This is a genomic window from Bacillus sp. P14.5 (assembly GCF_003316765.1).
Lineage (GTDB): Bacteria > Bacillota > Bacilli > Bacillales > Bacillaceae_B > Rossellomorea.
Map to the genome: position 1 here is coordinate 61839 of NZ_NIJF01000044.1, position 23218 is coordinate 85056.

The window sequence follows — 23218 nt, forward strand, 5'->3', positions numbered from 1 at the left end:
TGGTATGGAAAAATGACAACGAGGAGGTGTTCGTATGATAGTGAATATTTTATTTATTAGCCTTACCGTCAAAAGACGAAGCCGGTCCGCCGAAGAATGTAATCATGACATGTCGGTATCTAAGCAATATGAGGATTACAAGTTAAAGCAGCAAACCTTCAGGATGTTATAAGTAAGAATTGCAGCAAGGTTAGAAAAATTTAAAATGGGGGTGATACTATGACGCTGAATATCCTTTTCATGAGTGTAACGATAAAGAAACAAAATCGTTCTGCAGAAGAGTACGAACATGACTATATGGTTTCCAGACACTATCAGGAAAACAAGTTAAAGCAAGAAACGATTCGCATGTACTAATTCAGAAAGTAGAAACATCAAAACTAAAGGGGAGGTGTCAGTATGACGTTAAATATATTATTCATGAGCATTACCATCAAAAAACGTAAGCGATCATTCGATGAGTATGATCATGATCAGTTCGTATCGAAGGAATTTCAAGAAAACAAATTGAAGCAACAATCTGTCCGGTTGTTCTAATTAGTGAATATGATTAAAAAATAGAGAGGAGAAATAATTATGGTTTTTTATCAGGTGAAGCGTCTAAATGCAATCTGGGTGGAGAAGGACTCTGCATAACTACTCTGCAGACTATGTTCTTCTTCCCCAAAAGTAAAGTGTAGTTGTTGAGAAACACTTAACAAAAACTGTATCGTTTGGGAAGGTGAAATAAATGTTTTTGAATGTTACCCTTTTGACTTTGGTGAAAAAAAGAAAAAAGCGCAAATAGAGAAATGCCCGAGTGAGCTGTCATCCTCACTCGGGCATCTTTGTTTGCATCATGGTGACAGCCTTCGGGATTATAGTAGTGAGATTTTTCACAAAGCTGTCACCGCATAGTAAATAACTGTTCACTTTCTTCCCGTTGAAGTAAGATTTCTTGTAATAAAATAGAAGTAAGAAACAGATCAACTTTTAACGAAGGAGTGGAGAAGATGTTCTCAATGATCATGGGATTACTGCTGACAACCGCCATTGGAATTATCATTGCTGCCGAAGTAAGCGTCGACTAATAATATAGAGCATTCAACATGCTGAAGAGATGGTCCTTGTGATGGTCTCTTTTTTTGAATGGTATATCCCAAACCTTGATAAAAATGAGCAGGCAGCCTATCGGGGCTGCCTGCTCGCTATAATTTCCGTCTTGATCCGTTCAGGAAGACTGCCTTTTTTCTTTTTCTTCGCGGTAGAATTCATGGAACATCTTCATCAAGGCCCTTTTCTCGATACGCGATACATAGCTTCTTGATATGCCAAGTTCTTTGGCGATTTCTCTTTGCGTTTTTTCCTCTTTCATATCCAGGCCGAAGCGGCCGATTATCACTTCTTTTTCACGGTCATCCAAAACGCATATATATTTTTTACTTTCTCTAACTCCATGCTTAACTGGATGGTCTCAATTACGTCATCAGCGTCGGACTTCAGGATATCAATCAAACTGATTTCGTTGCCTTCTTTATCCTGTCCGATCGGATCATGAAGAGAAACATCCTTCTTCGTTTTCTTCAGAGCCCTCAGGTGCATGAGGATTTCGTTTTCAATACATCTTGCTGCATAGGTGGCAAGCTTGGTTCCTTTGCCTTCTGAATAACTTTCAATGGCTTTGATCAACCCTATTGTACCGATTGAGATGAGGTCTTCCGGATCCTCTCCGGTGTTTTCGAATTTCTTGACAATGTGTGCGACGAGACGAAGATTGTGTTCAATCAGGATATTCCGGGCATCTTCATCGCCTTCTGCCATCTTTCTTAAGTATTTTTTTCATCTTGTGATGAAAGCGGTTGAGGAAAGGCATTGTTTTTCACATAGGATACGAGAAAGATCAGCTCTTTCAGAAAATAGCCTATAGCTGTAGCGATCGCGGACATACTTTCACCTCCAGTAAAGGACTTTCGCCTATACTGAATCATATGATTGAATCGTTCTGTCCTTGCACGTCCTTACAATTTAGTTTGTTTTCGAAAAGGATTCTTATATATGCTGTTTTTGCATAAATTGTTCCTCCAATACTCATTTTTTTCTCTATACATGTTGAGCAGCTCTTTTCTTTCTTGCTTACCAGGATGTTTCAGGTGAAGTATGGCGTTCTCTTACCAAACTCATATTAAAAAGAAAAAATTTTACTAAAAGAGCCTTTTTAAATAATGAGGGAAACTGCACTGCCTATACACGATTATCCTGATCAGCATAGGATAGATATAACAACAAGGATGGGAGGGATTCCAAAATGGTTTACGGTTACCCGTACTACTATGCTCCTGTATATCCGCCCCGGAATTATGGGGGATTTTATTTAGCTCTGGCTGTCGTCCTGATCATTCTGCTGTTCCTTTTCGGCTGCTGGCGTTATTATCACTATGCATGAATAGCGGACCGGGTGAATTTGAACCCGGTTTTTTTAGGAAGGTTCAATGCAATTCTGGTCCCATCCCCTCGAATCATACGCCGGAAGCTCCTCCATAACTTTCAAAGCAGGGTAACCTTTGGCAAGGAGAGCAGCTCTATTCTTTTCATTATCAAAAGCTTGTTCCGGTGGATTATGGTTGTTTTATTCGGAATTTGTATGGAATAGCAACAAAGTTTACGCAGAGAGCATTTAAAAAAGCTGGACCTTTTGGGGCAGGTGTATAATAATAAGAATTACTACACTTTGAAGGAGCTGCAAAGGTGAGAAAGTTTTTCTATCGTTCTTTTATTGAATTGACTAATAAAAGGTGGACATCCTTTTTGCTGCGAAGATTTGTGCAATCAGGTGTAAGTGCAAGGTTCATCCCTTATTATATAAAGACCTATAAAATTAATATAGATGAAGTTGAAAAAGAAGCAGCAGCTTACCCTGATCTTCACTCCTTTTTTATCAGAAACTTAAAAGAAGGCATGAGGAGGATCGAAGGGGCGGAAGATGATGTCGTCAGCCCGGTGGATGGCATGCTTGCGGATACAGGAACAGTTTCCAAGGCGTTAAACATGAAGGTAAAAGGGAAAGATTATTCGATAGAAGAGATGCTCGGAAGCAAGGAGAAGGCTGAAGTGTATGAAGGCGGTCAGTACATGATCCTCTACCTGAGCCCTGCTGATTACCATCGCATTCACAGTCCGCTGAGCGGAAATGTCATCGAGAGATGGGAGTTGGGGCGCCATTCTTATCCTGTCAATGAGCTCGGCCTGCAATATGGAGTCCGCACCCTGGCGAAGAACTTTAGGTCAATGACGGAAGTTGATTATGGGACAGGCAAAATGTGCCTTGCGAAAGTAGGAGCTATGTTCGTTAACTCCATCGAGTATACGCACGAGGGTGAAATATGGGAAAAGGGCGAAGAGATAGGATATTTCTCCTTTGGATCAACCGTCATCCTTTTGTTTGAAAAAGGAAATTTCCACTTAAAAGAAGATTTAAAAGTCCCCGGCAAAGTTAAAATGGGCGGACTGATTGGGAAGATATCGAGGAACTGACTGCTCCCTTGTCTTATTCGGGGAGTTTTTTCTTGTTCTCAGATTGTTTTCCTACATCTGAAACAATCTTTTCAATTCACCAAAAAAGCAGGCATATGCGCCTGCTTTTTGAAATGGGTCAAGAAGAAATCTTGATACGGTAGGATAAGGAACGACGGTGAATTTCAGTTTCAATGAGGCGAATAAATTCTGGATTGAGTTTGAGATCTCTCGCTTTGTAATACGATTCAATCAATAAATCATCAGAAAGTTTGCGCACGGGGTTCACCTCCAAAAGGTTATCATTTTTACGTTGTTTATCTCATATAATAGTTAGTTTTAAACTTTGTATCATTACTCTACCAAATTTAAACAAGTAGAACAAGCGTTCCTTTTATCCACAATGACAGGTGGATAACCTGTGGTTAAGTTGTTTATAAAGGGTTTATATTCCATTAATTCTAAGGGGATAATGTGTATAAAGTTATCCACAGGTTGAATGTTGGTTCATTTTGTCGAAAATTATTTAAAAAATAGTTGGAATATCATTCAAGTTTGGCAGTAATACAACCTGAGGTCAGTGCCTTGAAATCTTATAAAATCTAAAATTTCTTCCTTAAAATGGCCGTCCTAATAGGCTATATCACCTTGCTTCATATATTGAAGATGCGGAAGCTGTCACAGTGGTTGTACAGCTGCATTACCCTCCTTCTGCAATACCCGGGAGATCAGCCTGTAAAATTGAGGAATTCTCTTTAAATCTTCTATAAAGTAATGCCTTCATTCTTAATTGATGTTAAAATAATTCGTTGGCAGTTATTAAAATGGTTAATTTTGAATCTAAAGGGAAAATTGGTTATGATTAAATCGGTAGAAATAGAAAGTTAGAGGTGTTAAACGTGTTAAAATCTTTTTTGCCTAATGAGCAAGTTAAAGACGTTTTTCAAATAAAACCGGATACGCTTAAGGAACAGGGAATCAAGGCGATTATCACGGACCTTGATAACACATTGGTGGAATGGGACAGAGCCCAGGCGACTCCTAAGCTGATTAAATGGTTCAAGTTAATGCAGGACAACGGGATTAAGGTGACGGTTGTTTCCAATAATAATGAAGACCGGGTAAAGCGATTCGCGGAGCCTTTGAATATTCCTTTTATCTATCAGGCCAGAAAGCCGATGGGACGTGCTTTTAAAAGGGCAGTAAAGGAAATGGGAATCAAGAAGGAAGAAGCGGTGGTTGTGGGTGACCAGCTGCTCACGGATGTGCTCGGCGGCAACCGCAGCGGCTTCTACACCATTCTGGTGGTGCCTGTTGCCCAGACTGACGGCTTAATTACAAAATTCAACCGGAAAGTGGAAAGAAGAATCATGAACTTTTTTAAACGCAAGGGCATGATTAAATGGGAGGAAGAGAAGTGACCAAAATTGTATGTACCGGATGCGGAGTCAGCATTCAAACGGAGGAGAAGGAGAAGCTGGGCTATGCACCTCCTTCCTCATTGGAAAAAGAAGAAATCGTCTGCCAGAGATGTTTCAGGCTGAAGCATTATAACGAAGTACAGGATGTTTCCCTGACAGATGATGATTTCTTGAAGATCTTAAATGAAATCGGAAGAGGCGAAGGGCTGATTGTAAAAGTAGTCGATATCTTCGACTTCAATGGCAGCTGGCTTCCCGGCCTTCACCGTTTTGTAGGGAATAACCCTGTCCTTCTCATCGGAAATAAGGCAGACCTGCTTCCTAAGTCTGTTAAACCTGCTAAACTGATTCATTGGATGAAATTCCAGGCGAAGCAGCTTGGATTGAAACCAGTCGATGTTAAGCTTATTAGTGCAGCGAAAGGGCAGTATATCGAAGAAGCGGTCGAAGCGATTGAGCAGTATCGGAATGGACGCAGTGTATATGTTGTGGGATGTACCAATGTAGGTAAGTCTACCTTCATCAATCGTGTCATCCATCACGTGACAGGAGAAAAGGATATTATCACAACTTCTCATTTCCCTGGCACAACTCTTGATATGATTGAAATTCCTTTGGATGATGGTGAAGCCCTGATTGATACTCCGGGAATTATCAATCATCACCAAATGGCCCATTATGTAGATAAGAGAGATTTAAAATACATCACACCAAAGAAAGAAATCAAGCCGAAAGTGTTTCAGTTAAATGAGGGACAGACCTTGTTCTTCGGTGGATTGGCAAGGTTTGATTATCTAAGCGGAGGCAGGCGTTCATTTGTCTGCTATCTTTCCAACGAGCTCAATATTCACCGTACCAAGGTTGATAATGCCGATGAGCTGTATGAAAACCACGTAGGTGAGATGCTGCAGCCGCCAAGAAAAGATGATGTGGACGGGTTCCCTGAATTAGTTCGCCATGAATTCAAGATCAAAGAAGGCAAGACGGATATTGTCTTTTCCGGCCTTGGCTGGGTGACGATCAACGAGGAAGGCGTAACCATCGCTGCGCATGTTCCAAAAGGCGTAAGCGTTTTTCTTAGAAAATCATTGATTTAAGGAGAGGCTTCCCGATGAAAACTTTATATGGTGTAATCGGAAATCCTATTGCCCATTCGATGTCTCCCCTCATGCATAATGACGCTTTCCGGGAAAATGGCGTAGATGGGCATTATCAGCCGTTTCTCGTGCAGAGTGATGAACTTGAAGAAGCGGTGCGGGGCTTGAAAGTGTTAGGCGTCAAAGGCTTTAATGTGACCATTCCCCATAAGCAGGCAATCATTCCGCTGCTGGATGAAGTGGATCCTCTTGCAAAGGCAATTGGAGCCGTTAATACTGTAGTGCGGAGAGAAGGCCGTTTTATAGGGTATAACACGGACGGCCCGGGGTTTTTAAGGTCACTGAAGGAAAGCTGTCCTTTTTCCCTGGAAAGTAAGAAAGTGCTCCTTATAGGTGCAGGGGGAGCGGCGAGGGCCATCTTTTATTCACTTGCTGCTTCAGGTATGCAGAATATTGATATTTGTAATCGAACAATGGGTAGAGGGGAAGATATCATCAAAGAGTGTCCTTTTGAGTGTTCAGCCTCTTCTTTATCCTTATATCAAGCTGAACAAACTTTGGAGAATTATGATATCATTGTCCAAACCACCTCTGTCGGTATGTATCCTGAAGTAAATGCCATGCCGGTCAAAGTGGAAAAAATCAAAAAGGGTGCATTTGTTTCAGATATTATTTATAACCCGCTAAGGACAAAATTGATCCGGAGATTCCGGGAGCTTGGCGGTCAAGGAGATAATGGAATCGGCATGTTCGTTCATCAAGGAGCGCTTGCCTTCGAACTTTGGACAGGAGTCAAACCTGATTCCAATCGTATGAAAAATGTAGTCCAACAACATCTGGGAGGTTAATATGTTAACTGGCAAACAAAAAAGATATTTACGATCAGAGGCTCACCATCTTAATCCGATATTCCAAGTCGGAAAAGGCGGAGTCAATGAGAATATGATTAAACAAATCAGCGAAGCACTGGAAGCCAGGGAGCTGATAAAAGTCAGCATTCTGCAAAACTGTGAGGAAGATAAAAACACTGTGGCGGATGAGCTGTCTTCTGGAGCGGGTGCGGAAATCGTCCAAATTATCGGCCATACAATTGTTTTGTATAAGGAATCAAAGGAAAACAAAAAAATCGAACTTCCTAGATAAAAGGAGGTCCATAATGGTAAAGCGCGTTGGTTTATTAGGAGGCACATTCAACCCTCCGCATTTGGGGCATTTAATCATAGCGAATGAGGTGCTTCACCAATTCGGTCTGGATGAGGTCAGGTTCATGCCCGCGGGAATACCCCCTCATAAACAAATAAAAGGGGATACCTCTTCAGAACAGCGCAAAGAGATGGTCATCCGGGCTATAGATAATCATACCGGTTTTGTACTGGAGACAATCGAGCTGGAGAAAGAAGGCCCTTCTTATACCTATGAGACGATAAAGCTGCTGGTGGAAAGGGAACCCCAATCAGAATTTCATTTCATTATAGGCGGAGATATGATTGACTACCTGCCAAAATGGCATATGATCGAAGAGTTATCCCGGCTCATTCAATTCGTTGGTGTCAAACGGCCTGGGTATGAGACAGAATCACCTTTTAATGTAATCATGGCTGATGTCCCCCAAATAGAAATCTCTTCAACAATGATCAGAGACAGAATCGCTGCAGGGAAGACGGTAAACTACCTCATTCCTGAAGAGGTTTTAGATTATATACGAGAGGAGAAACTATATGGAAAGGGATAAGGCGTTAAATCTTGTCAGGGCTCAGCTGACAGAACACCGGTATCAGCATACACTTGGTGTGATGGAAACAGCGATAGAACTGGCAGAGCGTTTCAACATCGATCCGGGTAAAGCTGAAATGGCGGCAATCTTTCACGATTATGCCAAATTTCGCCCGAAAGAAGAAATGAAAGAAATCATTGAAGCAGAGGGAATGGATAAACTTCTTCTGGAGTTTAACGCTGAATTATGGCATGCCCCTGTTGGAGCTTATCTCGTGAAAAAAGAAGCTGGGGTAGAGGATGATGAAGTGCTGGACGCCATACGTTACCATACCTCTGGAAGGCCGGGAATGACAAAGCTAGAAAAAGTGATATATCTTGCTGATTATATTGAGCCAGGCAGGCACTTTCCTGGTGTGGATGAAGTCAGGGAATTGGCAAAAGTTAATCTTGAACAGGCATTGATCAGTTCTATCAGAAACTCAATCACATTTTTGATGAAGAAGAATCAGGCTGTTTTTCCAGAGACTTTCCACACATTCAATGAATTAGTTTTAAAAAATAGGAGTTGATATGATGAACAGTAAAGACTTGCTTACAGTTGCATATAAAGCGGCAGATGATAAAAGGGCGGAAGATATTGTTGCTCTTGATATGAAAGGCATTTCGCTGATTGCGGATTACTTTGTCATCTGCCACGGTAATTCGGACAAACAGGTTCAGGCAATTGCCAGGGAATTGAAGGAAAAAGCAGAAGAGAATGGACATGATGTGAAACGTATGGAAGGCTTCGATGAGGCCCGCTGGGTGCTTGTCGATATGGGAGATGTTGTAGCGCATGTATTCCATCGTGAAGAAAGAGGATATTATAAACTCGAAAGGCTCTGGGGAGATGCCCCGCTTGTTGATGTAAGCAGTGAGATCGAGCAATGAGTTATCAGCAGTTCGCCTACATTTATGATTACTTGATGAAGGATGTCCCTTATGATTCCTGGGTTGAATTCGTCCAGGCCAAGGCTGATAAGTACGCTGTCAGCGGCAGGGAGCTTTTGGACTTGGGATGCGGGACGGGTGAGCTGTCTCTGAGGCTTTTGAAAGAAGGGTACTCAGTAACCGGTATCGATTTGTCTGAAGACATGCTCTTCATGGCCAGGGAAAAGGCAGAAAATGATGGACTGCAGCTGCCTTTATATCAACAGGATATGAGTGAGCTCCAAGGGTTGGGAAGTTTTGATATTATATCTATTTTTTGTGACTCATTAAACTACTTGGAAACAGAAGAAAAAGTCATCAGTACATTTAAAAATGTCAGAGACCATCTTCGGGACGATGGGCTTTTTCTATTCGACGTGCATTCCATATTCAAATTGACGCAAATCTTTTTGAATGAAACTTTTACTTATAATGACGAAGAGGTTTCATATATATGGGACTGCTTTCCAGGAGAGAAGCCCAACAGTGTTGACCATGAGCTGACCTTCTTTGTGAGGGACGGTGAAACGGGCCAGTATGAACGTGTGGAGGAACTGCATCATCAGCGCACCTTCCCCATCCTGACATTGGAAACCTGGCTGCAGGAAACAGGCTTTGAAGTAATGGACATCACAGCAGATTTTTCGGATATCCAGCCTGGCGATCACAGTGAAAGAATCTTCTTCACTTGTAAAAAGAAATAATTGATGGACGAAATCGTATATGATTTCGTCCTTTTTGTTTTGCTGTTTTGTACCCAAAATTTCATGATAGCTTAAAGTAAATAAACGTCCGGCATTGGTGCAACAGCTTACAAATTGACTAGCTGTCCAGCAGCGGAAACCTTTCGTTGAATACCCTGAACTTTTTTTAGAAAAAATAAAGGATATCAAATATGGACATAGAATTAGATAACTAGTCACACTCCGAATTGCTTCTTAGTTTCAGAAAGATCCTCATCAAACTTTCTGTGTGTTGCTTTAAAAAGTTCATTGAACAGACTTCCTATTTGTTTCTCCATGGCAGATATTCCTTCTCCAGTTACCCCTCCTTTGACACACACCTTTTCCTGTAATGCGGCCAAAGTATATATTTCTTTCTTCAGCAATTCTCCCAATCCAATCAGCATTTCAGAAGCAAGGACAGTTGCCGTCGCTTCATCTATTTCAGTTTCGCTGACCGCACCGTCTATGAACTTTCTAGTTAAATAGGTGAAGAAAGCTGGTCCGCAGCTGACAATATCCGAAGAGACCCGGGTAATGTTTTCATCAATGCTGATTGGAGTGGATATGGTGGAAAGAAGCTGCCATATGGCTGTTTTCCATTCTTCTGTACATCTTGTGCCAATTGAAAATAGAGAGACTCCGCTGAGTGCGCGATTGGTGATGCTTGGAATGACTCTCATACAGGAGCAGTCAACAAGGGACTCAACCTGCTCGACACTCACAGGGCTGGTTATGGAGACAATACACTTTTCCTTCGAGAAGTGGTGCTGATTGCTTTTCAGAAGCTCGAATATATCCAAAGGTTTGACGCAGATAAAAACTGCATCAGAATTCTGAATCACATCGGCAGGCTCATTATATATGGAAATACCACGATACTTTTCCAGTAACTTTTCAGCTTTTATCCTTGTGCGATTCACCACATTGAGGTCAGAAGGTGAAATTGCTCCTGACTCAATAAAAGCTTCAATTAATATGCCGCCCATATTGCCTGTGCCCACTATTCCTACCTTCATGTGCTGCCCTCCTTTTTCACACATCTTTAATCCATTATGATGCATGTACAATAGCTGCTAAAATAAAAGTTTTCCTTCATACAGCTGTCTTAGTCAGCGATTTGCAATCATCACAAAAATGTACCCAAAAGAGCTTTCCCTTTCATTCCTATGAGCAGTAAATTTCGAATATGCAAATTAAAGGAGAATAATACATGTTACAGACACTTCTGGATAAGTATAAAATTCCATTCTTTATCCTGATTGCCGCTCTTTTGATCCTATTTGCAGTTTTGAACGGCTCCAAACAAAGCGTCCCGGATGATGATAAAAGTGAGCCATTGCCAATGGAGATTACACAGGTTTCCTCTGATGATGAAATAGAGGTAGAGCCTGAGCCTTTTAATAAAGAAATTTTTGTCGATGTAAAAGGAGCCGTTCTTAGACCCGGTATTTATAAGGCGGTCCAAAGTGAGAGGGTGAATGATCTCATTATCCGGGCAGGAGGTTTTACTTCAACTGCAGAGGATACAAGCGTCAACCTGGCACAACGAGTAACGGATGAAATGGTGATTTATGTACCGGAGGAAGGGGAGGTGGGAGTCCAGCCTGCATCTGCTGTTATTTCTGAAGGTGAGGAAGTGCTCGATATCAACCAGGCTGAAGAAAAGGAGTTTGAAAGTCTTCCGGGAATCGGTCCTGCTAAAGCCAAAGCAATTTTTGACTATCGGTCTGAAAATGGCCCGTTCAAAAACATTGAAGAGTTAATGCAAGTATCCGGGATAGGGGAGGGAACATTTGAAAAACTGAAAGAACATATCACTGTAAATTAATAACGGATCAAAATAATTCCCTTTGCCCAAACCATCATTTTCATATACACTTATTCAAGGAGAAATCGAATAAAGGAGTTTTGGTATGTCACGTATATCATGGAACGACTATTTTATGGCTCAATCCCATTTGCTTGCACTGCGAAGCACCTGTACCCGTCTGACTGTAGGGGCAACCATCGTCCGAGACAAAAGAATCATTGCAGGAGGTTATAATGGCTCAATCGCAGGGGGAGTCCACTGTGCGGATGAAGGCTGCTATGTGATCGACAACCATTGCGTGAGAACGATTCATGCAGAAATGAATGCGATCATCCAATGTGCCAAATTCGGTGTGCCGACCGATAACGCGGAAATCTATGTGACCCACTTTCCATGTCTTCAATGCTGCAAGGCGATTATCCAAGCAGGAATAAAAAAGGTATTCTATGCGGAAAGTTATAAAAATCACCCCTATGCCATAGAACTGTTTAAGCAGGCGGGTGTGCACATAGAGCAGGTGCCTTTTGAAGGAACGGGAAAGAATGAACAAGAGAGAAATCTAAGTCAGGATATGTTGAGAAAACTTGAGGAGCTTGGATTGGATGGAGAAGAACTGAACAAGTATAAAACACAGCACATTAAAATATATAAGGAGTAATTTTTCTTTGAAAAAAGGACAACTTATTTATCCGGCACTCTCTGTCCTCGCCGGGACTACACTTGCACTTCACTTCCATTGGGGTGCATTTTTTCTGGCTGTTTTCCTCGTGATCCTGTTCATTCGCCAGCACTCCACAATAATACTGGCCCTCAGCTTGGCGTTCCTCCCCTCTTCGTTTTTCCTTGCTTCTTACCAAATCGAAAACAATGTCTCCAAGCTTTTGCCCGGTCAAACTGAATATTCGATTGTTTTTACAGAAAGACCTGAAATAGACGGAGACAGGCTGTTGGGGCAGGCTGAAGTGAAAGGCGGTGAGCCTGTCATCCTCCGTTACACAATTCCTGATGAGCAGCAAAAAGCAATGTTAATGGAGAGGGTATACACAGGTTTGAATTGTTCTGTCTCAGGAGAACTAAAGGAACCTGGTAGGCGTAGAAACATGAACAGCTTTGATTATAACGAGTATCTTAACGGACAAAGGATTCATTGGATTTTGCAGGTCAACAGCCTGAATGTTGATCAATGCTCATACAAAAGAAAATCACTTCCAGCGAAATTGGGAAGATGGAGAGAGAAAGGAATCTCATCCATCGAGCACAAATTCCCTGAAGCTGCAGCGGGAATATCTGCAGCATTGGTATTCGGCGAAAGAGATTTGATTGGAGAAGAGACACTGAAAGCTTACCAGCGCCTCGGAGTCATCCATCTCCTTGCTATTTCAGGTCTTCATGTAGGGATGCTGTTTGCTGCCTTTTATTATATCCTGTTAAGATTGGGCATCCCGAAGGAATACGTTCAGCTGATCCTGCTGGTGGTTCTGCCTATATATGTACTTCTGACTGGAGGCGCGCCGCCGGTGATAAGAGCTTCAGGCATACTCTGTGCAGTCATTCTTTCAGGTTTTTTCCGTTTGAAGCTATCGGCTTTGGATGCTGTCTCGATAGTCTTTCTGATTTATTTGCTTATAAATCCATATTCCATTAACAATATTGGTTTTCAATTGTCTTTCCTCGTCAGTTTTTCCCTCGTGCTTTCAACAAACCGTATTTTGGCAGCTGTACAGCAGAAATGGAAACAGGTATTCCTGGTCACCGCAGTATGTCAAATTTGTTCCATCCCAGTCCTCCTTTGGCATTTTTACGAATTCTCCGTTATTGGTTTTGTCGTGAACTCTTTCTATGTTCCTTATTTCACCATAGTCCTGCTGCCGCTATGTCTATTAACGTTCCTTATAATGATGGTCTTCGAGCAGGGAGCAGAACTTTTCTTTCCTTTATTGAAAGGAGCTGTCATTATTTCAGATTCTGTTTCTCTTCATTTGAACAGCCTTCCATTTATTACGTTCACTTCGGGAAAGCCGCCGCTTTTGCTGGCCTTCCTCTATATCCTGGCGGTGGGTTATTGTTTCGTCAGAGGCGAAAAAGCCAAATGGCCTTCAGGTTTCCTTCCTATGATTCTTCTTCTGTTTTTACATAAAATTTCCATTTGGGTAAATCCCTATGGCGAAGTGATGATGGTCGATGTCGGACAAGGGGACTGCCTGATTATTGATCTTCCCTTTAATGAAGGAGTTTATATGGTCGATACCGGAGGGGTAATGGAGTTTGAAAAAGAAGCATGGCGGAAGAGGAGTGAGAAATACTCAATCAGCGAGGATGTGCTTTTGCCGCTGTTGAAAAGCAAAGGGATACAGAAAATTGATAAGTTGATTTTGACCCACAGTGATTTTGACCATACAGGCGCAGCCAGTGATTTAATTGAACGTGTGGAAGTTGGGGAAATACTTATAACCCCTGGTTCACAGGCAAGCGATGTCATTATGGAACTTTCAGAAAAAGCTGCCCAGTTCAATATCATGGTTGAGGAAAGTGAAGCTGGCGAGAAGTGGAGCACGAATAGTGCTGATTTCATATTTCTTTATCCATTTGATGACCACTACGAAGGGAATGATGATTCTCTTGTGCTGTTTGGGAAGATGGGAGGGAAGAAATGGCTGTTCACTGGGGATCTTGAGGAAAATGGTGAAAGGGAGTTAATGAAAAAGTGGAATGTGGAAACAGATGTCCTCAAGGTAGGACACCATGGCAGCAAGACATCCACGAGCGATGCATTCCTGGATAAGCTTAAGCCGGATAGTGCACTGGTTTCAGCAGGCAAGGATAACAGGTATGGGCACCCGGATCCCGAAGTCCTGAACAGGCTTAAAAGCCGCGGCATAACGATTTATAACTCTGCCGACTCAGGAGCGGTGCATTATAAATATTTGGGCAGCAAAGGAACGTTTAAGCCCGTTATCCCATAAGATGTATTACGTTTAACAGAAGAACAAGAGCACAAGTGCTCTGTTCGGCTCCGGCCGGCAAATCCATAACACAGCTTAAGCCAAACGTAAACCACGTTTTTTGGCCAATGAAAAAGGAGTCCGCGATCAGCGAACTCCGTGCATACTCATTAAGAACCTATGTACTTAATGACTACAGCCATTATGAACAAGATGGCAAAGAAACCGAAAGATACGATGAAACCAACGCCAGAATCTACTGCATCATTTCTTTTCGATTGGACATTTTTTTCGAATTCGTTCATAAGTACCCCTCCTATTTCTATCTAAGTATAGATGATTCCCCCAAAAAAATCTATACTTGCACTTTACATTTTCCTATACTGACAAGAGTTGTCACATATATGTTCACTTTGTTGGGTGACACTAATCTATACAAGGGAGATACCGCCGGTCAAAAAAGGTTCCTAGGTCTTTTTCATCGGCGTTAAATATAGATTTAGGGGGTGTCCTTATCCTTGGACGTCCCCTTTCCACTTGTCAAAACGGCAAACCTTTTTTACGATAGTGTTATCACAACAAAAATTGGAGAGTGCAGTCTTGGTTATTGATATATGGAAAAAAATCGAAAACAAACAATTTGCGAGCATATATTTATTATACGGAAAGGAAGCCTTTTTAATAAATGAAACACAGCAAAAAATCGTCGGACAAGCTGTATCCGAGGAAGAGATGGATTTTAATTTCTCTTCCTATGACTTGGAAGAAACGCCTGTGGAAACAGCTATAGAGGATGCAGAAACCTTCCCTTTCATGGGGGAGAGACGTGTTGTCGTTCTACATAATCCCGTATTTCTGACGGCTGAAAAAACAAGAGAAAAGGTTGAGCACAACCTTAAAAAATTTGAACAATATCTTTCCTCTCCATCTCCTTACACGATTCTTGTCATTGCTGCACCGTACGAAAAGCTTGATGAACGGAAAAAATTAACAAAATCTTTAAAGAAACAGGCAGAAGTTCTTGAAGCGAAAAAATTAAATGAAAAAGAATTGAGAACCTGGGTAAGGGAGAGGTCCGCTGCCAACATGGTTCAGATCGATGAAGTGGCGATAGATCTCCTCCTGGCTCTTGCGGGAACAAATCTCATGATGCTGACCAAAGAAATCGATAAGCTTTCTTTGTATGCAAGCGAAACAAACAGAATTGATGAATCAGTTGTAGAAGCCCTCACTGCACGCTCGCTCGAACAGAATATTTTCGCCCTCGTCGAAAAAGTTGTTCAGCGAAAAACAGAAGAGGCTTTGCGAATCTATTATGATCTCCTCAAGCAAAATGAAGAGCCAATCAAAATCCTGGCAGTACTTTCCGGTCAGTTCAGATTGATCTATCAAGTAAAAGAATTGGCAAGAAGGGGATATGGGCAGCAAAAGATAGCCGGATTCCTGCGCGTCCATCCTTTCCGGGTGAAATTGGCAGCGGGCCAGGCAAAACATTTTTCCGATGAACAGTTGTCTGTCATCATAGAACTGCTCTCCCAAGGAGATTATGAAATGAAAACCGGCAGGCAGAAGAAGGAAATGATCATTGAATTATTCCTTTTTAAGCTGCATGAACAATCATTAAGCAATGCGAGGTAAGAAGTCGGAATTCCAGCTTTCCCCCACTGAATATTGAGCAGGAATGTTAAAAAAATGCGATATTTCTATATCAGAAAGAATTTCCGTCCCTGTGTTTATGACTCTGTTGGTTATGGCGGTTGGGCAGGCTCAGTTTAGAGGGAAAAAATCCCCTTAACAAATAAATAAAAGGGAAAATAGCTTAAATAGAGGGAAAAATTCCCCTTATTTGACCCAAAAGACTAAAAATAAGAAGCTTTTCTTTATATAAGGGGAAAAACTCCCCTTATTCATAATCAATATGAGCTCAAACCTGCAATTAACGGGAAAAAATCCCCTTATTTTTTCCTCCAGCTTTTTAAATAAGGACATTACTTGTTATTTCGCTTTTTTCTACTAGATTGGCTTCCCCTTTGGTGCCGTCTAGTTCCAGCGGCCCGCCCTGCGGGGTCGCCCGCCTGGAGCGAGTCCATTACTTCTCAACAGCCGCCATCTTTGCGAAAGGCTTTATTGGTAAACTTTATTGCTGTTTCATTTTTACTTCCTAAGATAAAGACTTTATATTCTTGTAAGCCAAAAAAATTAAACTGTTCCCCTTAGAGAGAAGGTATACGGATGGGGGGCTGTTGAAAGCAAAATTAATGCTATAACAGTCTACTTAATAGGATTTTTCGAATTTAATTTCTGATATAGAATACGCTCTCCCCCTTATCACCCTTTTTGTAGGAGGATTGAAGCGGAAGGCGTACGATCTCCTGCGGGACTAGCGGGACAGGAGAGACCCCCAATCCAGTTGCAGCGCCCAGCCCCTCGGGGTCAAATAACCCAAAGAGAATAAAAGGGAAGATCGCCTTTTTTTCTCTTTGGAACATTTGCCTGTCGGGCCTGATCAGGGCGCTTCCACTTTTTATACAGGCGCAGCCGAGGAGGCTCACCGCCCGCCCCGCGGAGTCGTGCGCCTGGAGCGGAAATCCATTTCTTTTAAAGCAGCCACAATAAGCAGCCTTGCGAAAAGACAGTTATTAAAAAAGACAAAATAAAAAACGATCTCTCAATTATGAGGGATCGTTTTCTAAAAGAAAGAAATTAGTTAACTTTTTTCATTAAGCGTGATTTTGAACGATCAGCAGCGTTTCTGTGGATAAGACCTTTTTGAGCTGCTTTATCTAAATGCTTAACTGCTTCAGAAACTAATGCTTTAGCGTTATCATCGTTGTTTTGTGCAGCAGCTTCCGCTTTTTTAACTGCAGTACGCATAGCTGACTTTACAGTTACGTTTTGTGCATTCTTTGCTTCGTTCGTTTTTACGCGTTTGATAGCAGATTTAATATTTGGCATTCCTGTCACCTCCTACAAAGCGATCGAGAATTATATTGTACTCGATTTTTACAATTCCTAAAATTAATCAGAACAAATGATATTTTATCAAATCGCTGTATATATTGCAATACTCTTCGATTGAAAAAGATAATAGAATGAATGAAAGTTCCTGGATGGCGCAAGATAGTGGTATGAAGAAAATCCAAGGGGGCTGTCAAGAATGGAAGAAAAACAAACAGTCGATCTAAGCAAATATGCTATTAGAACTGACCTTGCTGTGGAAGCAAGGGAGATGGTGCTTGCAGAGAAGAGTAAAGACGCCGATCAAGCACAGGAGGCCTCGGGATTGAGGGGGGTCATTGTCAACGAACGTGAAATTGATGGTATCAGTATCTCCCATGTGACCATTACAGAAGAAGGCGAAGAATTACTTGGAAAAAAAGCCGGTAACTATCTAACGCTGGAGGCACATAGTATCAGGCAGAGCCAGGCAGATCTTCAGCAGAAGGTTGAAGAGGTATTTGCAAAAGAATTCAGTTCTTTTTTAAAGGATAAAGGAATCAGTCCTAATGCCAGCTGCTTGATTGTCGGGCTGGGAAACTGGAATGTAACTCCGGATGCACTTGGTCCGCTGGTTTGCGAAAATTTGATCATAACCCGCCATTTGTTTGAGCTTCAGCCTGAATCGGTTCAGGAAGGGTATCGGCCGGTGTCCGCGCTTGCACCAGGAGTGATGGGCCTCACTGGCATCGAGACCAGCGATATCATATTTGGAGTCGTGGAAAAATCAAAACCGGATTTTGTTATTGCGATTGATGCACTGGCATCCCGTTCTATCGAAAGAGTCAACTCTACTATCCAGATTTCCGACACAGGGATCCACCCGGGGTCTGGTGTTGGAAATAAACGAAAAGGGCTTGATGAAGAGACACTGGGTGTCCCGGTTTTTGCGATTGGAATTCCAACGGTTGTGGATGCTGTGACCATTGTAAGCGACACCGTTGATTTCCTCTTAAAGCATTTCGGCAAAGAGCTAAAAGAGGGGGATAAACCATCTCGCGCACTATCACCAGCCGGCATGACATTCGGCGAAAGAAGGAAACTGTCTGAGGAAGACTTGCCAGAGGAGCATCACAGAAAAACATTCCTTGGGATCGTTGGAACTCTTGAGGATGAGGAAAAAGAAAGCTTATCCATGAAGTATTAGCGCCGATTGGCCACAATCTGATGGTTACACCAAAAGAAGTAGATGTCTTCATAGAAGATATGGCAAATCTCGTTGCGAGTGGATTGAATGCTGCTTTACACAGTGCGGTAAATCAGGGAGATACAGGTTTTAAAACTCATTGATCATGTAAGCATAGGCCATTTGGGCTTGTGCTTTTTTGATTTTTGTATAGAGATGGGGGCCGCGGTTTCGGTTGAGCGAGGTACATCAAATGTGGAGATACTAAAAGGGTGTATCTAATACTGCAAGCACCGCTGCCGTACATAATTAATTTATACTGCCTAATTTGATTTCAATTTCCAAAGCACCCCCAGGCCTGCACCAAATGGAATCCAGCTTTCCTCCTTCCATCTATTTTTTGGTTCTACTTTTTCTATCTCTATCATATTTTGTACTAGAGTCGAGAAGGAAGGGTGGAATAATGAAGTCGTATAAGTCGTCCAATTATGTTGTAGCAGTGAATCTATCGACAATAGTCAAGGGTATCCTGGCCTTTGTGTTTGGCCTTCTTTCGATTTTTTCTCTATCTGGCATACTCACATCGCTAAAACCGGAATACAGGATCAGCTCGAGCTCGGTTAATCATGCAGCTGAACATGTTACGGGCGCGATGTTATATAACCTTTTTACAATGGAGAACCGGGCGTTCAAAGCAGCAGACCCGGCGGAGGAAGAGCTTCCTTCTGTGTCCAATCTCCTGTTCAGGCTTGCAACTAATGTCAGCTTCGAAGATCCGCGCAGTTTTCTGGGGAGGGAGCTTCCGGGATTTTCAATATTTGACGGAGAGATCCTGGTTGCAGGGGAAGGTACTGACTTTACTAACATGCCTTATGAATCTGTACCGCCTGAGGAGGCCCTTAATCCTGAAAATGATGCCCAGCTTCAGAATACGGAAAAAATCGAGAATCCATCTTCTGAGGATAATCCGGGTTCCTCTGGCTTGACAACAGGGGATAAGAAAACGGTCTATCTCTACTTCACTCACACCAGGGAGTCCTACCTTCCTTATTTGAAAAATGTAAGTAATCCAAATTTAGCTCATCATTCGCAAATAAATGTCACAAAAGTTGGAGATAAATTAAAAGAAGAGCTGGAAAACAGGGGCATCGGGACAATAATAGATAAAACAGACGTGATAGCTAATTTGGATAAGAAAGGTCTCGATTATTGGTACGCCTATCAAGAATCCCGTCCGGTCGCACAAGCGGCGATGGCAGGAAACAAAGATTTGATTTATCTGTTTGATATCCACAGAGATTCACAAAGAAAGGATATTACCACTGCCAGCATCAATGGTCAGCCATATGCGAAACTGGCATTCGTGGTCGGAGCAGAACATCCGAATTATGAAAAAAACCTCAAGATAGCCACTGAACTTCATAATCAGCTGGAGAAAAAGTATAAAGGGATTTCCCGTGGAGTGTTTGTTAAAAAAGGGAGCGGGACCAACGGGAAATTCAATCAGGACCTGACAGGCAACTCTCTTCTCGTGGAGTTTGGCGGAGTCGACAACACTTTTGAGGAACTGAATCGATCGTCCGCGGCATTGGCTGATGTATTCTCGGAATATTACTGGCAGGCAGATAAAGTAGGTCATGTCATTTCAGCTCCAGCGTCCAGTCAATGATCACTTTTAGAGGCTCTTATCGTAAACTTTGTTGCTATTTGATCCTAATTCCGAAAAAATAATCATATTAAGAGGGGTGAAAAACCTGAACACCGAAAAGAAAAGAGCTAATCTCCCTCGATAAGAGATAAAACTTTTATGGTACCCGGGGGAAATCCGGATCTTGGGATTTTTCCGAAAGCAACAATTTATGCGAAAATAGCCATTTTAGAAGAGGATGAACAAAAATGAAAAGATTCGTACTGAAATGCATACTGCTGATTTCCATATTATTCGTCGGGGTTCTGATCGGGATGCAGAAAGCAAATGACGGAATCAAAGATATGAAGGGGTACGACCAGGATACCCTTGGTACTCCCCTGACAATATCGGAAGACGAGACGGGGAATGTTGAGGCCTCCCTTTTAGGGCAGGAAATGGGGAGTGCTTCCCTTTCTGAGAAGAAAAAGAAGCTTGAAGAGATGAAAAGCTTTAATTTCTTTTCAGAAATAGGGAAATCTGTAGCAGGGGTTGTAAAAAGCCTTACCGAAAAGACAGTCGAATTTATTTCATCTTTGATATAAAATTAAGGCGCTTCCAGCGGGCAGCGTCTTTTTTTTACGAAGATTTAATTTAATGGCTTGGTACGATTAGCGAGGAAACGTACCCTCAGTTCAGGAATTGACAAAGAAAATGGTCCGATAAACTAGGGAACTTACCATCATGTCAGGAAAAGCGAAAGAAGATGGTACGAAAAGCGAGGAAACTTACCATCATGTCAGGAAAAGCGAAAGAAGATGGTACGAAAAGCGAGGAAACGTACCATCATGTCAGGAAAAGCCAAAGAAGATGGTTCGAAAAGCGAGGAAACGTACCATCATGTCAGGAAAAGCGAAAGAAGATGGTACGAAAAGCGAGAAAACGTACCATCAAGTCAGGAAATGTGAAAGAAGATGGTACGAAAATCGAGGAAACGTACCATTAAGCCAGGAAAAGCGAAAGAAGATGGTACGTTCATTGAATGGTGATATCATTTACACGTGAAATCCACTCAAGATAGAACCTTGGAACATGAATGACGAATACCGGGAGAGGTGAAGCTCCCGTGTAGTTGCACTAGCAGCAAGTAATCCTGCAAGGCAGGTTTGGCGCCTGGGGGAAATGCCATCAGTAATAGTTCCCTCAAGCCAGCATCCAGCACTGGCACTGGTGTTCGAGAAGTTCTATTGCCCTCACAAAAACCCCTGACTAACCCATTTACAGCCCTCATCATGGTTATGATTGAATATTGCCATGCGTACTGATATAATTCAAAATAGTGTACATGCGTCGATTAACAGGAGTTGAAAGTAATGAACCGTGAGGAAAAATTAAAACGACAACAGAAAATACGTAACTTTTCTATCATTGCTCACATAGATCATGGAAAATCTACTTTGGCAGATAGAATTCTTGAGAAAACAAAGGCATTGACTGCCAGAGAAATGAAAGAGCAGCTGCTTGATTCAATGGACCTGGAAAGGGAACGTGGAATTACAATCAAGCTGAATTCTGTTCAATTGAAATATCAGGCAAAAGATGGGGAAGAATATATCTTCCATTTGATTGATACACCGGGCCACGTCGATTTTACCTATGAAGTTTCCCGGAGCTTGGCAGCGTGCGAAGGTGCAATTCTTGTCGTCGATGCCGCCCAGGGAATTGAAGCACAGACACTTGCCAATGTTTACCTGGCACTGGATAACAACTTGGAAATTCTGCCGGTCATCAATAAAATTGACCTTCCGGCAGCAGACCCGGAACGCGTAAGGCAGGAAGTGGAAGATGTAATCGGGTTGGATGCATCTGAAGCAGTCCTTGCTTCAGCAAAAGCGGGAATCGGCATTGAGGATATCCTTGAGCAGGTGGTTGAAAAGGTTCCTGCGCCAACAGGTGATCCAGATAAGCCTCTGCAGGCTCTAATCTTTGATTCTCTATACGATTCTTATCGGGGAGTCGTTGCTTATATCCGTGTCATGGAAGGTTCTGTGAAGGTCGGCGACAAGATCAAGATGATGGCGACCGGCAAGGAATTCGAAGTCAATGATGTGGGAGTGTTCACTCCGAAAGCGACTTCTACTAAAGAATTGACTGTCGGAGATGTAGGCTACTTAACGGCTGCCATTAAGAATGTTGGGGATACACGTGTCGGTGACACCATTACAGGCGCGAAGAACCCTGCAGATAAGGCGCTTCCTGGATACAGAAGGCTTAACCCGATGGTTTACTGCGGATTGTATCCGATTGATTCGGCAAAGTACAATGACCTTCGTGAAGCCTTGGAAAGACTGGAACTGAATGACTCAGCCCTTCAGTATGAGCCTGAAACATCTCAGGCACTTGGATTTGGTTTCAGATGTGGATTCCTTGGACTGCTTCATATGGAGATCATACAGGAACGTATTGAACGTGAATTCAAAATCGATCTGATTACAACAGCCCCAAGTGTTATTTACAATGTGCTGCTGACAGACGGCGAAGAGCTTAAGGTCGATAATCCTTCCATGATGCCTGACCCGCAAAAGGTCGAGAGTGTTGAGGAACCTTATGTAAAAGCTACAATGATGGTGCCGAATGACTATGTTGGTGCCGTCATGGAATTATGCCAGGGCAAACGTGGGAATTTCATCGATATGCAGTATATGGATGAAACCCGCGTTAACATTGTGTATGAAATTCCTTTGGCAGAAATCGTCTATGATTTCTTTGATCAGTTGAAATCAGGTACTAAAGGATATGCTTCATTTGATTATGAACTCATAGGCTATAAAGAATCCAAACTTGTGAAAATGGATATTCTTTTGAATGCAGAGCAGGTTGATGCTTTAAGCTTCATCGTTCATAGAGACTTTGCGTATGATAGAGGAAAGATCATTGTCGATAAGTTAAAGGAGCTCATCCCGAGACAGCAGTTTGAGGTTCCTATTCAAGCAGCAATCGGCCAGAAAATCGTGGCTCGTTCCACAATCAAAGCCATCCGTAAGAACGTACTCGCTAAGTGTTATGGTGGAGACATTTCACGTAAACGTAAGCTTCTTGAAAAGCAAAAAGAAGGTAAGAAACGAATGAAGCAGGTTGGTTCTGTGGAAGTTCCGCAAGAGGCGTTCATGGCTGTCCTGAAAATGGATGACGACGGTGGCTCTAAGTAAGATTTTTAACTAAAAATTCAAGATCTCGATTATTAATAAGACAAATGGGGGGGATTGCTTGTGTTCAGAGCAGGCCCCCCTTTCTCTATC

At 42.2% G+C, this 23218-nt stretch carries 26 protein-coding genes and 2 pseudogenes; 22 read left to right on the forward strand and 6 right to left on the reverse strand.

The features are described from left to right. Nucleotides 1–34: 34 nt before the first annotated feature. The 3 genes from B9Z54_RS05435 to B9Z54_RS05445 are packed head-to-tail and all read left to right on the forward strand — an operon-like array spanning nt 35 to nt 537. The gene (locus tag B9Z54_RS05435) at nt 35–172 is read left to right on the forward strand and encodes a YrzI family small protein (protein ID WP_113927468.1); all 138 of its coding nucleotides are present in this window, start codon (nt 35–37) and stop codon (nt 170–172) included. Nucleotides 173–219: 47 nt separating this feature from the next. After that, nucleotides 220–357, forward strand: coding sequence for a YrzI family small protein (locus tag B9Z54_RS05440; RefSeq protein WP_113927469.1), 138 nt, complete (start codon nt 220–222; stop codon nt 355–357). A gap of 42 nt (nt 358–399) precedes the next feature. Next, nucleotides 400–537, forward strand: coding sequence for a YrzI family small protein (locus B9Z54_RS05445; RefSeq protein WP_113927470.1), 138 nt, complete (start codon nt 400–402; stop codon nt 535–537). Nucleotides 538–1210: 673 nt separating this feature from the next. Here B9Z54_RS05445 and sigK read toward each other — a convergent pair. Continuing rightward, a pseudogene (gene sigK / locus B9Z54_RS25185) lies at nt 1211–1925 on the reverse strand (RNA polymerase sporulation sigma factor SigK). Between the two features lie 359 nt (nt 1926–2284). On the opposite strand from sigK, the gene B9Z54_RS25190 reads away from it, so the two are divergent. Further along, nucleotides 2285–2422 carry a hypothetical protein gene (locus B9Z54_RS25190; RefSeq protein WP_187444294.1) on the forward strand — a complete coding sequence of 46 codons (138 nt, stop codon included), beginning with the start codon at nt 2285–2287 and terminating at the stop codon, nt 2420–2422. A gap of 302 nt (nt 2423–2724) precedes the next feature. After that, nucleotides 2725–3510 carry a phosphatidylserine decarboxylase gene (locus B9Z54_RS05455; RefSeq protein ID WP_113927471.1) on the forward strand — a complete coding sequence of 262 codons (786 nt, stop codon included), beginning with the start codon at nt 2725–2727 and terminating at the stop codon, nt 3508–3510. A 118-nt stretch (nt 3511–3628) separates the two neighbouring features. Here the strand turns inward: B9Z54_RS05455 and B9Z54_RS05460 are convergent, their stop codons facing one another. Continuing rightward, nucleotides 3629–3769 carry a sporulation histidine kinase inhibitor Sda gene (locus tag B9Z54_RS05460; RefSeq protein ID WP_113927472.1) on the reverse strand — a complete coding sequence of 47 codons (141 nt, stop codon included), beginning with the start codon at nt 3767–3769 and terminating at the stop codon, nt 3629–3631. Between the two features lie 619 nt (nt 3770–4388). Here B9Z54_RS05460 and B9Z54_RS05465 point away from each other — a divergent pair. The 8 genes from B9Z54_RS05465 to B9Z54_RS05500 are packed head-to-tail and all read left to right on the forward strand — an operon-like array spanning nt 4389 to nt 9396. Further along, nucleotides 4389–4910: a YqeG family HAD IIIA-type phosphatase gene (locus tag B9Z54_RS05465; protein WP_113927473.1), complete on the forward strand. Its 522-nt coding sequence runs from the start codon at nt 4389–4391 to the stop codon at nt 4908–4910. Continuing rightward, entirely contained in the window at nt 4892–6007 is a 1116-nt protein-coding gene (gene yqeH, locus B9Z54_RS05470; protein WP_113927474.1) for a ribosome biogenesis GTPase YqeH, read from the forward strand. Before B9Z54_RS05465 ends, yqeH begins: the two co-directional genes overlap by 19 nt. Before the next feature lie 14 nt (nt 6008–6021). Beyond that, nucleotides 6022–6855 carry a shikimate dehydrogenase gene (gene aroE, locus B9Z54_RS05475; protein ID WP_113927475.1) on the forward strand — a complete coding sequence of 278 codons (834 nt, stop codon included), beginning with the start codon at nt 6022–6024 and terminating at the stop codon, nt 6853–6855. 1 nt (nt 6856) lies between these two features. Further along, entirely contained in the window at nt 6857–7150 is a 294-nt protein-coding gene (gene yhbY / locus B9Z54_RS05480; RefSeq protein WP_113927476.1) for a ribosome assembly RNA-binding protein YhbY, read from the forward strand. Nucleotides 7151–7163: 13 nt separating this feature from the next. After that, entirely contained in the window at nt 7164–7739 is a 576-nt protein-coding gene (locus B9Z54_RS05485; RefSeq protein ID WP_113927477.1) for a nicotinate-nucleotide adenylyltransferase, read from the forward strand. Beyond that, entirely contained in the window at nt 7726–8292 is a 567-nt protein-coding gene (gene yqeK, locus B9Z54_RS05490) for a bis(5'-nucleosyl)-tetraphosphatase (symmetrical) YqeK (protein ID WP_113927478.1), read from the forward strand. The genes B9Z54_RS05485 and yqeK overlap by 14 nt, the downstream gene beginning before the upstream one ends. Nucleotides 8293–8296: 4 nt before the next feature. After that, complete coding sequence (gene rsfS / locus B9Z54_RS05495) at nt 8297–8653, forward strand: ribosome silencing factor (protein ID WP_113927479.1); 357 nt, start codon at nt 8297–8299, stop codon at nt 8651–8653. Next, the gene (locus tag B9Z54_RS05500) at nt 8650–9396 is read left to right on the forward strand and encodes a class I SAM-dependent DNA methyltransferase (RefSeq protein ID WP_113927480.1); all 747 of its coding nucleotides are present in this window, start codon (nt 8650–8652) and stop codon (nt 9394–9396) included. Before rsfS ends, B9Z54_RS05500 begins: the two co-directional genes overlap by 4 nt. Before the next feature lie 215 nt (nt 9397–9611). On the opposite strand, the gene comER is transcribed toward B9Z54_RS05500, so the two are convergent. Then, nucleotides 9612–10433, reverse strand: coding sequence for a late competence protein ComER (gene comER, locus B9Z54_RS05505; RefSeq protein WP_113927481.1), 822 nt, complete (start codon nt 10431–10433; stop codon nt 9612–9614). 194 nt (nt 10434–10627) lie between these two features. Between comER and B9Z54_RS05510 the strand changes: the two genes are divergently transcribed. The 3 genes from B9Z54_RS05510 to B9Z54_RS05520 all read left to right on the forward strand — a co-directional run bounded on the left by B9Z54_RS05510 (nt 10628) and on the right by B9Z54_RS05520 (nt 14190). After that, nucleotides 10628–11245 (forward strand): helix-hairpin-helix domain-containing protein, encoded by a 618-nt coding sequence (locus B9Z54_RS05510; RefSeq protein ID WP_113927482.1) that lies wholly within the window; start codon nt 10628–10630, stop codon nt 11243–11245. 85 nt (nt 11246–11330) lie between these two features. Beyond that, nucleotides 11331–11885, forward strand: coding sequence for a ComE operon protein 2 (locus B9Z54_RS05515; RefSeq protein WP_113927483.1), 555 nt, complete (start codon nt 11331–11333; stop codon nt 11883–11885). A 7-nt stretch (nt 11886–11892) separates the two neighbouring features. Then, on the forward strand, nt 11893–14190 hold the full coding sequence (locus B9Z54_RS05520) for a DNA internalization-related competence protein ComEC/Rec2 (protein ID WP_162785104.1): 2298 nt from the start codon (nt 11893–11895) through the stop codon (nt 14188–14190). Nucleotides 14191–14339: 149 nt separating this feature from the next. Here B9Z54_RS05520 and B9Z54_RS05525 read toward each other — a convergent pair whose 3' ends face one another. Next, nucleotides 14340–14474 carry a YqzM family protein gene (locus tag B9Z54_RS05525; RefSeq protein ID WP_113927485.1) on the reverse strand — a complete coding sequence of 45 codons (135 nt, stop codon included), beginning with the start codon at nt 14472–14474 and terminating at the stop codon, nt 14340–14342. 295 nt (nt 14475–14769) lie between these two features. On the opposite strand from B9Z54_RS05525, the gene holA reads away from it, so the two are divergent. Then, nucleotides 14770–15807, forward strand: a complete 1038-nt coding sequence (gene holA, locus B9Z54_RS05530; RefSeq protein WP_113927486.1) for a DNA polymerase III subunit delta — start codon at nt 14770–14772, stop codon at nt 15805–15807. Between the two features lie 656 nt (nt 15808–16463). Here holA and B9Z54_RS05535 read toward each other — a convergent pair. Further along, a complete protein-coding gene (locus B9Z54_RS05535; protein ID WP_240189813.1) occupies nt 16464–16658 on the reverse strand; it encodes a hypothetical protein in 195 nt (64 codons plus the stop codon). Nucleotides 16659–16872: 214 nt separating this feature from the next. Next, nucleotides 16873–17124: a 30S ribosomal protein S20 gene (rpsT, locus tag B9Z54_RS05540; RefSeq protein ID WP_113927487.1), complete on the reverse strand. Its 252-nt coding sequence runs from the start codon at nt 17122–17124 to the stop codon at nt 16873–16875. Nucleotides 17125–17326: 202 nt separating this feature from the next. Here rpsT and gpr point away from each other — a divergent pair. From gpr to lepA, 5 genes and pseudogenes are all read left to right on the forward strand, one after another. After that, nucleotides 17327–18456, forward strand: a pseudogene (gene gpr / locus B9Z54_RS05545) (GPR endopeptidase). 299 nt (nt 18457–18755) lie between these two features. After that, nucleotides 18756–19961 carry a stage II sporulation protein P gene (spoIIP, locus tag B9Z54_RS05550; protein WP_113927488.1) on the forward strand — a complete coding sequence of 402 codons (1206 nt, stop codon included), beginning with the start codon at nt 18756–18758 and terminating at the stop codon, nt 19959–19961. 227 nt (nt 19962–20188) lie between these two features. Next, nucleotides 20189–20524, forward strand: coding sequence for a YqxA family protein (locus B9Z54_RS05555; RefSeq protein WP_113927489.1), 336 nt, complete (start codon nt 20189–20191; stop codon nt 20522–20524). A gap of 139 nt (nt 20525–20663) precedes the next feature. Then, a complete protein-coding gene (locus B9Z54_RS05560; protein WP_113927490.1) occupies nt 20664–20984 on the forward strand; it encodes a hypothetical protein in 321 nt (106 codons plus the stop codon). 308 nt (nt 20985–21292) lie between these two features. Beyond that, nucleotides 21293–23128 (forward strand): translation elongation factor 4, encoded by a 1836-nt coding sequence (gene lepA, locus B9Z54_RS05565; protein WP_113927491.1) that lies wholly within the window; start codon nt 21293–21295, stop codon nt 23126–23128. Nucleotides 23129–23218 lie beyond the last annotated feature (90 nt).